This is a genomic window from Paracoccus sediminilitoris, assembly GCF_003259195.1.
GTDB classification, from domain to species: Bacteria; Pseudomonadota; Alphaproteobacteria; order Rhodobacterales; family Rhodobacteraceae; genus Paracoccus; species Paracoccus sediminilitoris.
The window spans coordinates 412096-426137 of the sequence record NZ_QJPK01000001.1; the positions used below are offsets into that span (position 1 = coordinate 412096).

Annotated in this window: 13 protein-coding genes; all 13 read right to left on the bottom strand. The window is 63.9% G+C overall.

What is annotated here, in order from left to right; all coding sequences use genetic code 11:
- Position 1: 1 nt before the first annotated feature.
- Positions 2–1033, bottom strand: coding sequence for an NADH-quinone oxidoreductase subunit NuoH (gene nuoH, locus DKT70_RS01990; protein WP_111557566.1), 1032 nt, complete (start codon positions 1031–1033; stop codon positions 2–4).
- A gap of 18 nt (positions 1034–1051) precedes the next feature.
- Entirely contained in the window at positions 1052–1825 is a 774-nt protein-coding gene (locus DKT70_RS01995; RefSeq protein WP_111557567.1) for a hypothetical protein, read from the bottom strand.
- Positions 1826–1829: 4 nt separating this feature from the next.
- Positions 1830–3842: an NADH-quinone oxidoreductase subunit NuoG gene (nuoG, locus tag DKT70_RS02000; RefSeq protein ID WP_111557568.1), complete on the bottom strand. Its 2013-nt coding sequence runs from the start codon at positions 3840–3842 to the stop codon at positions 1830–1832.
- A 10-nt stretch (positions 3843–3852) separates the two neighbouring features.
- Positions 3853–4260, bottom strand: a complete 408-nt coding sequence (locus tag DKT70_RS02005; RefSeq protein ID WP_111557890.1) for a DUF5333 domain-containing protein — start codon at positions 4258–4260, stop codon at positions 3853–3855.
- Positions 4261–4367: 107 nt separating this feature from the next.
- Positions 4368–5663, bottom strand: coding sequence for an NADH-quinone oxidoreductase subunit NuoF (gene nuoF / locus DKT70_RS02010; RefSeq protein ID WP_111557569.1), 1296 nt, complete (start codon positions 5661–5663; stop codon positions 4368–4370).
- A 27-nt stretch (positions 5664–5690) separates the two neighbouring features.
- Positions 5691–5903, bottom strand: coding sequence for a DUF5337 domain-containing protein (locus tag DKT70_RS02015; RefSeq protein WP_111557570.1), 213 nt, complete (start codon positions 5901–5903; stop codon positions 5691–5693).
- Positions 5903–6454, bottom strand: a complete 552-nt coding sequence (locus tag DKT70_RS02020; RefSeq protein WP_233490386.1) for a hypothetical protein — start codon at positions 6452–6454, stop codon at positions 5903–5905. Before DKT70_RS02020 ends, DKT70_RS02015 begins: the two co-directional genes overlap by 1 nt.
- Positions 6455–6549: 95 nt before the next feature.
- Positions 6550–7470 carry an NADH-quinone oxidoreductase subunit NuoE gene (gene nuoE, locus DKT70_RS02025; protein WP_111557572.1) on the bottom strand — a complete coding sequence of 307 codons (921 nt, stop codon included), beginning with the start codon at positions 7468–7470 and terminating at the stop codon, positions 6550–6552.
- On the bottom strand, positions 7470–8708 hold the full coding sequence (locus tag DKT70_RS02030; protein WP_111557573.1) for an NADH-quinone oxidoreductase subunit D: 1239 nt from the start codon (positions 8706–8708) through the stop codon (positions 7470–7472). Before DKT70_RS02030 ends, nuoE begins: the two co-directional genes overlap by 1 nt.
- A gap of 4 nt (positions 8709–8712) precedes the next feature.
- Positions 8713–9330: an NADH-quinone oxidoreductase subunit C gene (locus DKT70_RS02035; RefSeq protein ID WP_083553962.1), complete on the bottom strand. Its 618-nt coding sequence runs from the start codon at positions 9328–9330 to the stop codon at positions 8713–8715.
- Positions 9331–9332: 2 nt separating this feature from the next.
- The gene (locus DKT70_RS02040) at positions 9333–9866 is read right to left on the bottom strand and encodes a NuoB/complex I 20 kDa subunit family protein (protein ID WP_111557574.1); all 534 of its coding nucleotides are present in this window, start codon (positions 9864–9866) and stop codon (positions 9333–9335) included.
- Positions 9857–10222, bottom strand: coding sequence for an NADH-quinone oxidoreductase subunit A (locus DKT70_RS02045; protein WP_111557575.1), 366 nt, complete (start codon positions 10220–10222; stop codon positions 9857–9859). Before DKT70_RS02045 ends, DKT70_RS02040 begins: the two co-directional genes overlap by 10 nt.
- 223 nt (positions 10223–10445) lie before the next feature.
- Positions 10446–13880 carry a pyruvate carboxylase gene (locus tag DKT70_RS02050; protein ID WP_111557576.1) on the bottom strand — a complete coding sequence of 1145 codons (3435 nt, stop codon included), beginning with the start codon at positions 13878–13880 and terminating at the stop codon, positions 10446–10448.
- Positions 13881–14042: the final 162 nt, after the last annotated feature.

Consider the following 14042-nt stretch of genomic DNA (forward strand, 5'->3'; position numbering starts at 1 on the left):
ATCACATCCCTGCCCAACGGGCCCAGAAACCACCAAACACCTCGAAGCGTGCCAGGAAGGCCACGATAACAACCCAGGCCAGCGACAGAGGCAGGAAGACCTTCCAGCCGATCCGCATCAGCTGGTCGTAGCGATAGCGCGGCACGATCGCCTTCACCATGGCGAACATGAAGAACCACAGGACCATCTTGATGAACATCCACAGCGCACCGTCGGGGATGCCGGGGATGGGCGACAGCCAGCCACCGAAGAACAGCAGCGTGATCAGGGCGCACATCAGCCACATGGCGATATATTCACCGGCCATGAACAGCAGGTAAGGGGTCGAGGAATATTCGGTCATGAAACCCGCGACCAGTTCGGATTCCGCTTCGGGAAGGTCGAAGGGCGGGCGGTTGGTTTCGGCCAAGGCCGAGACGAAGAACAATACCACCATCGGCAAATGTGGCAGCCAGTACCAAGACAGCAGGCCCGCGCCGCGCTGCGCCTCGACGATGGCGGTCAGGTTCATCGAGCCGGTCGAGATGATCACCCCGATGATGATCAGACCCAGACTGACCTCATAGGAGATCATCTGTGCGGCCGACCGCAGCGACCCCAGGAACGGGAATTTCGAGTTTGACGCCCAGCCCCCCATGATCACGCCATAGACCTCGAGCGAGGAGACCGCGAAGATGAACAGGATGCCCACGTTGATGTCGGCCATCACCCAACCCGGTGCGAAGGGAATCGCCACGAAGGCCAGCAAAGCCAGCATCATCGACAGGAAGGGCGCCAGGAAGAACACGAACTTGTCCGCGCCCGCCGGGACGACGATCTCCTTGACGACGAATTTCAGCGCGTCGGCGAAGGTCTGCAGGATACCCCAGGGACCGACCACGTTCGGGCCGCGGCGCATCTGCACCGCCGCCCAGATCTTGCGGTCGCCATAGACCATGTAGACCAGCGACAGCATCACGAACGCGATGATGGCCAGACCCTGCGCCAACAGGATGATCGCTATTCCCAAGGAAGATGCCCAAAAATCAGCCATGATGCCTGTCCCTCTTCCTTATGCCGCGGGGATGCCGCGTGCCTTGCATTCACGCAAGGTCTCTTGTGTTTCCATGACCCGCAGTCCCATCGGCTTGTCCTGGGACAAGATGAAAGCGGACCCGATCAGCAGCTTGCCGTTCCGTTCGGCCTGCAGGGTGCGGATGTGACGCCCATAGGGGGTCCCGTTTTCCTTGGCCCACCCGGCAAGCGCGCAGGTGGCATACGAAAAGGCGATATCCGCGTCTACCCCCTGGCGAAGATTTGCCGTCACCTCGACCAGATCCGTGGCGCGGCCGCGGTTCATCGGTTCGACCTTGGCGGCGATGAACTGGGCCGGATCGACGGCCTGATCCTCGCGCAGCGTCGGCAGGGCCGGCTCGCGGCGGGCGGCAAAAGCCTCCAGCGCCTTTTCCTGCGCGGTCTTTTCCTTGGGCAGGTTTGCCGCGACCAGACCGCCGAAATCCAGGTCCAGGTTGGCGTTCAGCGCGGCCAGGTCGGCCTCGCTGATGGTAAAGGCGTCCTGCCCTTCGCGGCTGTCCAGATCCATTGTGGTGACGCTGCCATCTTCTTCCAGGATCAGGATTTCACCCGATTTGGTCGAAACGCGCGCCCGGGTCAGCGTGGCGTCCCCGGCCTTCTGCCCGGGGGCCGCGACCTGCGCCACCATCTGGGCGGGCTTGGCCTTGGGGCGGCCGTCGGGTGTCGCCGCAAGCGGTTCGCATCCGGCCAGCGCCACAACGCCAAGCGCGGCCATCACGGTCAGGCGAATGGATCTGGGGACGGTCGTCATGCCCCTACTCCGCTGCAACTGCGGAGGCTTGCCGCGCCGCCGCCATCCGCGACAATTCCCCCATCAGGGGCGAACAGCGCGCGATCGGGTTCGTCAGATAGAAATCCTTGACCGGGTTCACGAAATCGGCGCGGCCCAGATCCTTGCGCGGCACTGGCTGCCAATCGCTCTCGACGACCTCGCCGATCTGGCCCAGATGCGGGACCGCCTCGATCAGCTTGCGACGCAGCTGCGCGATGCTGTCCCAAGGCAGCGTCTGCCCCAGTTCGGCCGACAGCGCGCGCAGGATGGCCCAGTTCTCCTTGGCCTCGCCCGGCGCGAAATTGGCGCGCATGGCCAATTGGGGGCGGCCTTCGGTATTTACGAAAAGCCCCATTTCTTCGGTATAGCAGGCGGCCGGCAGGATGATGTCGGCGCGATGCGCACCGCGGTCGCCATGGCTGCCCTGATAGATGACGATCGGCCCTTCGGCGATCTCGACCTCGTCGGCGCCCAGGTTGAAGATGACCTGCGCCCCGTCGATGGCCGCCGGCAGACCGCCTTGCGTCACGGCCCCCACATCCATCGCGCCCACACGGGCGGCAGCGGTATGCAGAATCATGACGCGGGCATTCGTCGCCTCGGCCAAGGCCATGACGGCGGCCAGCACGGCCTCGCCATCGGCCTCGCGCAGGGCGCCCTGCCCCACGATGATGACACCCGGCTCCTCGGCGGCGGTCGCATTGTCCAAAAGCTCGGACAGGGCCGCGCGGTCGGTGCCGGCGTGGGTGTAATCGAAGGTCAGATCGACCGCCTGGCCGACCAGCGTGACATCCGCGCCACGCACCCAGTTCTTGCGGATGCGCGAATTCAGGACCGGCGCTTCCTCGCGCGGGTTCGTCCCGACCAGCAGGATCGAGGCCGCCGTGTCCAGATCCGCGATCGTGGCATTGCCGACATAGCCGGAGCGGTTGCCCGCAGGCAGTTTCGCGCCATCGATGCGGCATTCGACATGCCCGCCCAGACCCTCAATCAGAGTCTTTAGGCTGAACGCCGCCTCGACCGGGGCCAGATCCCCCACCAGGCCCGCGACCTTCTTGCCGGTCATGACGCGTGCGGTGGCCGCCAACGCTTCGGGCCAGGTGGCGGGACGCAGTTTGCCGTTTTCACGGATATACGGCTTGTCCAGACGCTGGCGACGCAACCCGTCCCAGACAAAGCGGGTCTTGTCGCTGATCCATTCCTCGTTCACGTCGTCGTTGTTGCGCGGCAGGATGCGCATGACTTCGCGGCCCTTGGTATCGACGCGGATGTTGCTGCCAAGAGCGTCCATCACGTCGATGGTCTCGGTCTTGGTCAGCTCCCACGGACGGGCGGTGAAGGCATAGGGCTTGCTGACCAGCGCGCCAACCGGGCAGAGGTCGATGATGTTGCCCTGCATGTTGGAGGCCAGCGTCTCGTTCAGATAGCTGGTGATCTCGCTGTCCTCGCCGCGACCGGTCTGGCCCATCTGGGTGATGCCCGCCACCTCGCTGGTGAAGCGCACGCAGCGGGTGCAGCTGATGCAGCGCGTCATGTGGGTTTCGACCAGCGGCCCCAGGTTCAGCTCCTCGGAGGCGCGCTTCGGTTCGCGGTAACGGCTGAAATCGACGCCATAGGCCATGGCCTGGTCCTGCAGGTCGCATTCGCCGCCCTGGTCGCAGATCGGGCAATCCAGCGGATGGTTGATCAGCAGGAATTCCATCACGCCCTCGCGGGCCTTCTTGACCATCGGGCTGTTGGTGCGGATCTCGGACGGGGCGCCTTCAGGCCCCGGCCGCAGATCCTTGACCTGCATGGCGCAGCTGGCTGCGGGCTTGGGCGGACCGCCCACGACTTCCACCAGACACATGCGGCAGTTGCCGGCGATCGACAGCCGCTCGTGATAGCAGAAGCGCGGGATCTCGATCCCGGCCTGCTCGCAGGCCTGGATGAGGGTCATGTTGGGATCGACATCGATCTCGTTGCCGTCGATCTTGATTGTCCGCAGGTCGGCCATGCTTTCTTCCTTACCTGGCACTCAGCAGCGATCCAGCGACCGTCTGCCGTGCGATTTCGTCCCGCCCAAGGCGGCAAAATGTATCCGGCTGTCCATTCACGACGCCGTTTTCGACCATATAGCGGTCAGCCGCAGCATAGATGCGCTTGCGGTCGTCCTTGCTGTCCAGAAACGCCTCGATCTGCGCGTCGCTGTAACCCTTGTCCAAGGCATAGCGCTTGAGCGCCCGCGCCTCGGAAAAGGCGCGGATCAACCGCGCGTCGATCGTCGGGCAGCCACGGCGCAGCAGGTCGGCGACACGTGCCTGCACCAGGCGGTCGTTCACATAGGCTTCCTGCGCCAGCGGCTCCAGCGCGGCGGCGGGTCCGGCGATCAGCGATGCGGCGATGGCCATGGCGGCCAGAATGGGACGGGTCATGAAACGCTCCTTGCGATGATGATGTGTCCCCACATAATCATCGCTGCCGCGGAAGGTCGGACAAACCCCCGTGTTTCGCGCGTGAGCGTCATGGCGTCCCGATCCCATCATTCCGCCGCCATCGCCCCCATGCGCCCGGTCTTTTTGGCCTTCAGCCTGTCCTCGATCTCGCCGCGGAAGTTGCGGATCAGGCCCTGGATCGGCCATGCGGCGGCATCGCCAAGCGCGCAGATCGTGTGACCCTCGACCTGCTTGGTGACATCCAGCAGCATGTCGATTTCCTCGACCTCGGCCTCGCCCGAAACCAGGCGGCTCATGACGCGCATCATCCAGCCGGTGCCTTCGCGGCAGGGCGTGCACTGCCCGCAGCTTTCGTGCTTGAAGAACTTGGACAGACGCCAGACGGCCTTGATGACGTCGGTGTCCTGATCCATCACGATCATGCAGGCGGTGCCGAAGCTGGACTTCAGGTCCCGCATGCCGTCGTAATCCATGATGGCGTTTTCGCATTGCTCGGCCGTCAGGATGGGACAGGACGCACCGCCGGGGATCACGGCCTTCAGGTTCTTCCAGCCGCCGCGGACGCCGCCGCCATGCTTTTCGATCAGCTCGCGCATGGGGATCGACATGGCTTCCTCGACCACGCAGGGCGCGTTCAGGTGGCCCGTCAGGCCGAACAGCTTGATGCCAGCATTGTTCGGACGACCAAAGCCCGCAAACCATTCCGGCCCGCGACGCAGGATCGTCGGGACGACGGCGATGGATTCGACGTTGTTCACCGTGGTCGGGCAACCATAGAGACCCGCGCCCGCCGGGAAGGGCGGCTTCATCCGGGGCATGCCCTTCTTGCCTTCCAGGCTTTCCAGCAGGGCGGTTTCCTCGCCGCAGATATAGGCGCCGGCGCCGTGGTGCAGATAGACGTCGAAATCCCAGCCCGAACCGGCAGCATTCGCGCCCAGCATGCCCGCGTCATAGCATTCATCGATGGCGGCCTGCAGGGCCTCCTTCTCGCGGATGTATTCGCCGCGCAGATAGATATAGCAGGCATGCGCATTCATCGCGAAGCTGGCGATCAGCGCACCCTCGATCAGGGTGTGCGGATCATGGCGCATGATCTCACGGTCCTTGCAGGTCGCGGGTTCGGATTCGTCGGCGTTGATCACCAGATAGGACGGGCGCCCATCCGATTCCTTCGGCATGAAGGACCATTTCAGGCCCGTCGGGAAGCCCGCGCCGCCCCGTCCGCGAAGGCCGGATGCCTTCATCTGCTCGATGATCTTGTCGCGTCCACGGCCGATGATCTCGGACGTGTTGTCCCAATGGCCCCGCGATTGCGCGCCCTTCAGGCTGCGGTCACCCATCCCATAGAGGTTGGTGAAAATGCGATCCTGGTCTTTCAGCATCCGTTCCTCGATCCTCTCATCCGCGCGTCAGGCATTCCTGCGCCGCCAGATACGCCAGGTCACGATCAGCGACCAGACAAAAGCGCCGATGGCGGCCAGATCGGCCAGATAGGCCCACCGTCCCGCCCACTCATATTCCTGGCCGATGGCCTGAACGGCCAGCCAGACAAGCATCGCGACCGCGATCACGATCGCGACCAGCCGCATCTGCTTGGCATCCTTGTCCACGGGCGCGGCCATCAGGCACCCCCGTCATTCTGCTTGGCCAGTTCCCTGGCCTGTCCGACCCAGTCATCGCCCCGGATCCGCGCGGCTCCGCGCCCGATCCTGCTGGCGAAATCGTCGATCGTCTCTTCGTCCCAAGCCGCGATCTGTTCGAAGCGGGTGATGCCCGCCTCGTTCAGGGCTTCCTCGATCTTGACGCCCACGCCCTTGATGGCGCGCAGATCGTCCGGTGCTGCCGTTCCCTGGGTTGCGCCATAGATGCTGCGTCCCTCGGCCATGTCCCCGCGTTCGGATGCGGGGTCGCTGGTGATCTGGGCGTCGCCCGAGGGTGCCATCTCCTCGGAAACCTCGGGGGCAACCTCGGGATCGGACAGCGCTTCGACCATCGGGGCAGCGCCGGGAAGGTCTGCAGGCACGGCCTGTCCCCAGTCCGATCCGTCCATCGCCTTTGGCCCCGCCTCGGCCAGCAGGAACACCACCCCGCCCAGCACGCCCGCAAAGACCAGCCCGACGACGATGGCACCCAGCCATCCCGTCGCCCCCGCAAGCCCAAGCGCGACTGTCACAAGAACGAATGTTCCCAAAGCGGTCATGCGGCTCAAGCTTTGCATCGTGGCGGTTTCCTTCCTGCTGTTCCCCGGCCCCTTGGCCGTCCTGACGATCAGTCCTTCTTGCCGTCGTTGTCGTCCTGCGCCTGTTTTTCCTGCGACCGGACGCCCGCCGGTTCACGATCCGAAACCGGTCGTGCGGCCGAACTGGCTTGCGCTTCCTGTTCCGTGACGCCGGTTTTGTCGGCAGGCTGACCATCGGCGGGACGCGGTTCGTCCTCGGGGGTCATGTCATGGCCCGACTGGTCGTCCACGGCCGCCTTCGGCTGGTCACGGCGCCACTTGGTCAGGACCGGCACCTCGGTTCCGTCGATGCGCTTCAGCGTTTCGCCCAGATCATTAGCCAGCTGGACGCTGGCATTGTGATCATGGCCACCCTTGGCATCTTCCAAGCTGGTCAGCCCGGTCGCGGGTTCCGAGGCGAAGCGGCCGGTCTGCGACCCGGGCTGCGGGACCTCTCCGGCCGACATGCGGTCGATCAGGGCCTCCAGGGATGCGGGCGTCAGATCCTCGTAGTAATCCTTGCCGATCTGGGCCATCGGCGCGTTGGCGCAGGCGCCCAGGCACTCGACCTCTTCCCAGCTGAACTTGCCATCGGCCGACAGCGTGTGCGGGGTCGGCGCGATCTTGCGCTTGCAGACCTCGATCAGATCCTCAGCGCCGCAGATCATGCAGGTCGTCGTGCCGCAGATCTGGATATTGGCCACGGTGCCAACCGGTTGCAGCTGGAACATGAAGTAGAAGGTCGCGACCTCCAGCGCCCGGATATAGGCCATGCCCAGAAATTCCGCGACATATTCGATGGCCGGACGGGACAGCCATCCTTCCTGTTCCTGCGCACGCCACAGCAGCGGAATGATCGCCGATTGCTGGCGACCTTCCGGGTATTTGGTGATCTGTGCCTGCGCCCATTCAAGGTTCGCGGGCGTGAAGGTAAAGCTGTCCGGCTGGACGGGGTGAAGGCGGCGCAGCATCAGCGGTCAACCTCTCCGAACACGATGTCTTGGGTTGCGATCAGGGCCGGGACGTCGGCCAGCAAATGGCCCTTGGACATCCAGTCCATCGATTGCAGGTGAAGGAAGCCCGGCGCGCGCAGCTTGGCGCGATAGGGTTTGTTCGACCCGTCGCTGACCAGGTAGACGCCGAATTCGCCCTTGGGTGCCTCGACGGCGGCATAAACCTCGCCGGCAGGGACGCGGAAGCCTTCGGTGTACAGTTTGAAGTGATGGATCAGGCTTTCCATGTCGCGCTTCATGTCGGCGCGCTTGGGCGGGGTCAGCTTGCCGCGCGCCATCACGTCGCACGCAGGCTCGGCCCGCAGCTTGGTGATCGCCTGCTTCATGATGCTGGTCGATTCGCGCATCTCCTGCATCCGGCAGAGGAAGCGGTCATAGCAGTCGCCATTGGTGCCGACCGGGATCTTGAAGTCAAATTCGTCATAGCATTCGTAGGGTTGGCTGCGACGCAGATCCCACGCCATCCCCGAGCCTCGGACCATCACGCCCGAGAAGCCCCAGTCCAGCGCATCCTGTTCGGACACGATGCCGATATCGACCAGACGCTGCTTGAAGATGCGGTTTTCCGTCAGCAAGGTGTCCAGATCGTCCAGAACCTTGGGGAATTTCTCGCACCAGGCTTCGATGTCGTTCAGCAGGTCGGGCGGCAGGTCCTGATGGACGCCGCCGGGACGGAAATAGGCCGCGTGCAGACGCGCGCCGCACGCCCGTTCATAAAAGATCATCAGGTCTTCGCGGGCCTCGAACCCCCAAAGAGGCGGCGTCAACGCGCCGACGTCCAGCGCACCCGTGGTCAGGCCCAGCAGGTGGTTCAGGATGCGGCCGATTTCCGAATACAGGACCCGGATCAAACTGGCACGACGCGGCACCACGGTGCCCGTCAGACGCTCGATCGCCAGACACCATGCATGCTCCTGATTCATGGGCGACACGTAATCCAGCCGGTCGAAATAGGGCAGGTTCTGCAGGTAGGTGCGGCTTTCCATCAGCTTCTCGGTGCCGCGATGCAGCAGGCCGATATGCGGGTCGGCGCGTTCCACAACCTCGCCGTCCAGCTCCAGCACCATGCGCAACACGCCGTGGGCGGCCGGATGCTGGGGTCCGAAGTTGATGTTAAAGTTGCGGATGCGCTGTTCGCCGGTCAGCAGATCCTGGCTGCCGTCGTCATAGCTGTTGGTCCGGATATCGCCGTCCATGGCCTTACCCCTTGGTCTTTTCGTCGCCGGGCAGGACGTATTTCGCGCCCTCCCACGGAGAGAGGAAATCGAACTGGCGGTATTCCTGCACCAGATTCACAGGTTCATAGATGACACGCTTTTCGGCTTCGTCATAGCGAACCTCGACATAGCCGGTGGTCGGGAAATCCTTGCGCAGCGGATGGCCAGAAAACCCGTAATCGGTCAGGATGCGACGCATGTCGGGGTGTCCGGTGAACAGGATGCCGAACATGTCGAAGATCTCGCGCTCGAACCAGTTGGCTGAGGGGTGAATCTTGACCAGCGTCGGCAGCATCTCATCCTCTCGGATGGCCGTCTTCACGCGGATACGGTGGTTTTGGTACATCGACAGGAAATGCCAGACCACGTCGAAACGCTGCTGGCGTTCAGGGTGGTCGACGGCCGTGATGTCCACCAGCGTCGAGAACCGGCAGCTGCTGTCGCTGCGCAGGAATTCGATCAGGTCCAGGATGCCGCTGGCCGTGGCCGTCACCGTCAACTCGCCAAAGGCGACCGATGTGTCCAGCACCTCGCCGGGGCGACGCATCTTGATGTGTTCGGCCAGCTGTTCCAGCGCGTCCATGTCGGGATAGATCGCCATCGTTACCTCACCAGCGTTCCGGTGCGCCGGATGCGGCGCTGAAGTTGCAGGATGCCGTAAAGCAGCGCCTCGGCGGTCGGCGGGCAGCCGGGGACATAGATGTCCACGGGCACGATGCGGTCGCAGCCGCGCACCACGGAATAGCTGTAATGGTAATAGCCGCCGCCATTGGCGCAACTGCCCATGCTGATGACATAGCGCGGTTCGGGCATCTGGTCATAGACCTTGCGCAGCGCGGGCGCCATCTTGTTGGTCAGCGTGCCCGCGACGATCATCAGGTCGGACTGGCGCGGCGATGCGCGCGGCGCGGTCCCGAAGCGTTCCAGGTCATAGCGCGGCATCGAGGTCTGCATCATCTCGACCGCGCAGCAGGCCAGCCCGAAGGTCATCCAGTGCAGCGAGCCGTTGCGCGCCCAGTTGATGATGTCCTCGGTCGTGGTCAGCAGGAAGCCCTTGTCCTGCAGTTCGCTGTTCAGCGCGGCGGTCGCGACCTCGCGGTCGGGTCCGGCGGTGTTCGCCCCTGCCATCACGCCCATTCCAGAGCCCCCTTCTTCCATTCATAGGCAAAGCCTGCGGTCAGGACCCCCAGAAAAACCATCATCGACCAGAATGCCACATCGCTGAGGTTCTGGAAATTCACGGCCCAGGGGAACAGGAATGCCACTTCAAGGTCGAAGATGATGAACAGGATCGACACAAGATAGAAGCGCACGTCGAATTTCATCCGCGCATCGTCGAACGGGTTGAAGCCCGATTCATAGGCGCTCACCTTTTCGGGGTCGGGATTGCGCACGGCGATGACGAATGCCGACAACAACAGCAGCAATGCAAGTGCCGACGCCATCCCCGCAAAAACGAGAATGGGCAGATATTCCTGCAATAGGTTTTCCACGGGCTTTGATCCCCTTGTCGGTCGCGGGGATCTTGGCTCACCTCGCGACGGGTTGGCTGACTGCGGTTTAGACCCGCCAAGCACCGGGGTCAACGGGCCGGACGTGGCGATGCTGCGGCTAATCGTTGCATTTTTACCCTCAGATCACGGGTCGCGGCAAATGCCGGCAATCTGCTAAGCGATCGGGGCAGGGAAACGCAAGCCCCCCTGCCCCGGATTGATTCTACTCGATTTCGACCAGCAGATCCTTGGCGTCGATCTGCTGTCCCGGTGTGACATGGACCGCCTTGATGGTCCCGTCGCGGTCGGCATGCAGGCCGGTTTCCATCTTCATCGCTTCGATCGTCAGCAACAGGTCGCCCTGGCTGACCTTGGCACCCGCCACCGCGCCGACCGATGCGACCACGCCCGGCATGGGCGCGCCGACATGGCCCGCATTGGCGGCATCGGCCTTGGGGCGCACGGCGGCGGTGCCGGTGGCCTTGCGGTTCGGGACGCGAATGCTGCGGGGCTGGCCGTTCAGTTCGAAGAAGACCTTCATCTCGCCCTTCTCGTCGGTCTCGCCCAGGGTCAGCAGGCGGATCTCCAGCGTCTTGCCGGGGTCGATCTCGACGCTGATCTCCTGCCCAGGCTCCATCCCGTAGAAGAAGTTGCGGGTCGGCAGGGTGCGGACCGGGCCATAGGTCTCATGGCGCTGCATGTAATCGGTGAAGACCTTGGGATACATCAGATAGCCGTTCAGATCCTCGTCATCGATGGTCTTACCGTCCAGAATATCCGACAGTTTGCCGCGCTCGGCCTCCAGGTCGACGGGTTCCAGATGGGCGCCGGGCCGGTCGGTGAAGGGTTTCTCGCCCTTCAGGATCTTGGCCTGGATCGCCTGCGGCCAGCCGCCGGGAGGTTGGCCCAGATTGCCGCGCATCATGTCGACGACGCTGTCGGGGAAGCTGACGTCGACGGCCGGGTCCGTGACCTGCTGGGGCGTCAGGTTCTGGGCCACCATCATCAGCGCCATGTCGCCCACCACCTTCGAGGAGGGCGTGACCTTGACGATGTCACCGAACATGCGGTTCACATCGGCATAGGCCTGCGCGACCTCATGCCAGCGATCTTCCAGCCCCATCGAACGCGCCTGCGCCTTGAGGTTGGTGAACTGGCCGCCCGGCATCTCGTGCAGATAGACCTCGGATGCGGGGGCCTGCAGCCCGCTTTCAAAGGCGGCATAGCTTTCGCGCACCCGTTCCCAGTAATTGCTGATGGCGCGGATATGGCCGATATCAAGGCCTGTGTCGCGGTCGGTCTGGGCCAGGGCCTCGACCACTGAACCCATGGTGGGCTGGCTGGTATTGCCCGACAGCGCGTCCATCGCGCAATCGACTGCATCGACGCCCGCATCAGCCGCGGCCAGGATGGTGGCCCCGCCCATGCCGCTGGTGTCATGGGTGTGGAAATGGATCGGCAGGCCGACCTCCTCCTTCAGGGCCTTGATCAGCACGCGCGCAGCGGCCGGCTTCAGCAGGCCCGCCATGTCCTTCAGGCCCAGAACATGGGCGCCGGCGGCCTTCAGGTCCTGCGCGGTGCGGACATAGTATTGCAGGTCGTATTTGGACCGGTCGGGGTCCAGCATGTTGCCGGTATAGCAGACCGTGCCTTCGCAGATCTTGCCGCTGTCGATCACGGCGTCCATCGCGACGCGCATGTTCTCGACCCAGTTCAGGCTGTCGAAGACGCGGAAGACGTCCACGCCGGTTTCTGCGGCCTGTTTGACAAAGAACTGCACCACGTTGTCGGGATAGTTGGTGTAACCCACCCCGTTGCTGGCCCGCAGCAGCATCTGCGTCATCAGGTTCGGCATCTGCGCGCGGATGTCGCGCAACCGCTGCCAAGGGCATTCCTGCAGGAAGCGATAGGCCACGTCGAAGGTCGCCCCACCCCAGCATTCCACGCTGAACAGCTGCGGCAGGTTCGCGGCATAGCTGGGCGCCACCCGGATCATGTCGATCGATCGCATCCGCGTCGCCAGCAGCGACTGGTGACCGTCGCGCATCGTCGTGTCGGTGATCAGCAGCTGTTTTTGCGCGGCCATCCAGTCGGCCACGGCCTGCGCGCCCTGGCTTTCCAGCATCTGGCGGGTGCCGGGGGCGGGTTCGGCCACGGGCGCGGGGGCCATGGGCTGACGCGCCTGCGCGGGCGGCAAGGCCCGGCCCGTCGTCTCGGGGTGCCCGTTCACGCTGATATCGGCCAGATAGGTCAGGATGCGGGTCGCGCGGTCCTGACGCTTCTTGAAGGTGAACAGGTCATCGGTCGTGTCGATGAACTTGGTGGTATAGGTGTCATCCAGAAAGGTCGGGTGCTTCAGCAGGTTGATGACGAAATCAATGTTCGTGCTGACGCCCCGCACCCGGAACTCGCGCAGCGCGCGGTCCATGCGCTTGATCGCCTGGTCGGGGGTCTGCGCCCAGGCCGTTACCTTGACCAGCAGCGAATCGTAGTACCGCGTGATGACCCCGCCGGAATAGGCCGTGCCGCCGTCCAGGCGAATGCCCATGCCGGTCGCTGACCGATAGGCGGTGATGCGGCCGTAATCGGGGATGAAGTTGTTCTGCGGGTCTTCGGTCGTGACGCGGCACTGCAAGGCGTGGCCCGACAGGGTGATCTGATCCTGACTGTCATGACCTGTGGCCGCGGCCAGCGTCGCACCTTCGGCGATCTTGATCTGGCTTTGGACGATGTCGATGCCGGTGACCTCTTCGGTCACGGTATGTTCGACCTGGACGCGGGGGTTCACTTCGATGAAGTAGAACTGCTGGCTGTCCATATCCATCAGGAATTCGACGGTGCCGGCATTCTGGTATCCGACCGCCTGGCCGATCTTCAGCGCCAGGCCGCAGACCTCGGCGCGCTGCCCCTCGGTCAGATAGGGCGCGGGGGCGCGTTCGACGACCTTCTGGTTGCGGCGCTGCACGGTGCAGTCGCGTTCGAACAGGTGATAGAGACCCCCGTGCGTGTCGCCCAGCAGCTGAACCTCGACATGGCGGGCACGCAGGATCATCTTTTCCAGATAACCCTCGCCATTGCCAAAGGCGGCCTCGGCCTCGCGGCGGCCCTCGCGGACCTTCTCGACCAGCTCGGATTCGCTGTTGATCGGGCGCATGCCCCTGCCGCCGCCGCCCCAGCTGGCCTTCAGCATCAGCGGATAGCCGACATCCGCCGCTTCCTTCTTGATGGCGTCGAAATCCTCGCCCAGCACTTCGGTCGCGGGAATGACCGGCACGCCCGCCTCGATCGCCACGCGACGCGCGCTGGCCTTGTCGCCAAGCGCGCGCATCGTGTCGGCGCGCGGGCCGATGAAGGTGATGCCGGCCTCGAAGCAGGCATCGACGAATTCGGGATTTTCCGACAAGAGGCCGTATCCAGGATGGATTGCGTCGGCGCCCGACAGCTTGGCCACGCGGATGATCTCGGGGATGGACAGATAGGCCGCCACCGGCCCCAGACCCTCGCCGATGCGATAGGCCTCATCCGCCTTGAAGCGGTGCAGACCCAGCTTGTCCTCCTCGGCATAGACCGCAACCGTCCGTTTCCCCAGTTCGTTCGCGGCGCGCATCACGCGGATGGCGATCTCTCCGCGGTTCGCGACAAGTATCTTATTGAACATGCGAAAGCCCCCTCTGTCGATTTGCCAGCATCCTAGCGGCGCTGCGCTGCAGCGCAAGTGTTAGCGTTAACTGCGGCAGTGCCGCGCCCCATCCGGCGCCATGATTGATATAGGCGGAAAAGAATTGCCAGCGTCGGTTGATATGGGCGATGGATGTTCTCA

Bases quoted from the DNA above. Each gene is read 5' to 3' on its own strand.
- nuoH (WP_111557566.1), bottom strand. From the start codon at position 1,033: ATGGCTGATTTTTGGGCATCTTCCTTGGGAATAGCGATCATCCTGTTG.
- DKT70_RS01995 (WP_111557567.1), bottom strand. From the start codon at position 1,825: ATGACGACCGTCCCCAGATCCATTCGCCTGACCGTGATGGCCGCGCTT.
- nuoG (WP_111557568.1), bottom strand. From the start codon at position 3,842: ATGGCCGACCTGCGGACAATCAAGATCGACGGCAACGAGATCGATGTC.
- DKT70_RS02005 (WP_111557890.1), bottom strand. From the start codon at position 4,260: ATGACCCGTCCCATTCTGGCCGCCATGGCCATCGCCGCATCGCTGATC.
- nuoF (WP_111557569.1), bottom strand. From the start codon at position 5,663: ATGCTGAAAGACCAGGATCGCATTTTCACCAACCTCTATGGGATGGGT.
- DKT70_RS02015 (WP_111557570.1), bottom strand. From the start codon at position 5,903: ATGGCCGCGCCCGTGGACAAGGATGCCAAGCAGATGCGGCTGGTCGCG.
- nuoE (WP_111557572.1), bottom strand. From the start codon at position 7,470: ATGCTGCGCCGCCTTCACCCCGTCCAGCCGGACAGCTTTACCTTCACG.
- DKT70_RS02030 (WP_111557573.1), bottom strand. From the start codon at position 8,708: ATGGACGGCGATATCCGGACCAACAGCTATGACGACGGCAGCCAGGAT.
- DKT70_RS02035 (WP_083553962.1), bottom strand. From the start codon at position 9,330: ATGGCGATCTATCCCGACATGGACGCGCTGGAACAGCTGGCCGAACAC.
- DKT70_RS02040 (WP_111557574.1), bottom strand. From the start codon at position 9,866: ATGGGCGTGATGGCAGGGGCGAACACCGCCGGACCCGACCGCGAGGTC.
- DKT70_RS02050 (WP_111557576.1), bottom strand. From the start codon at position 13,880: ATGTTCAATAAGATACTTGTCGCGAACCGCGGAGAGATCGCCATCCGC.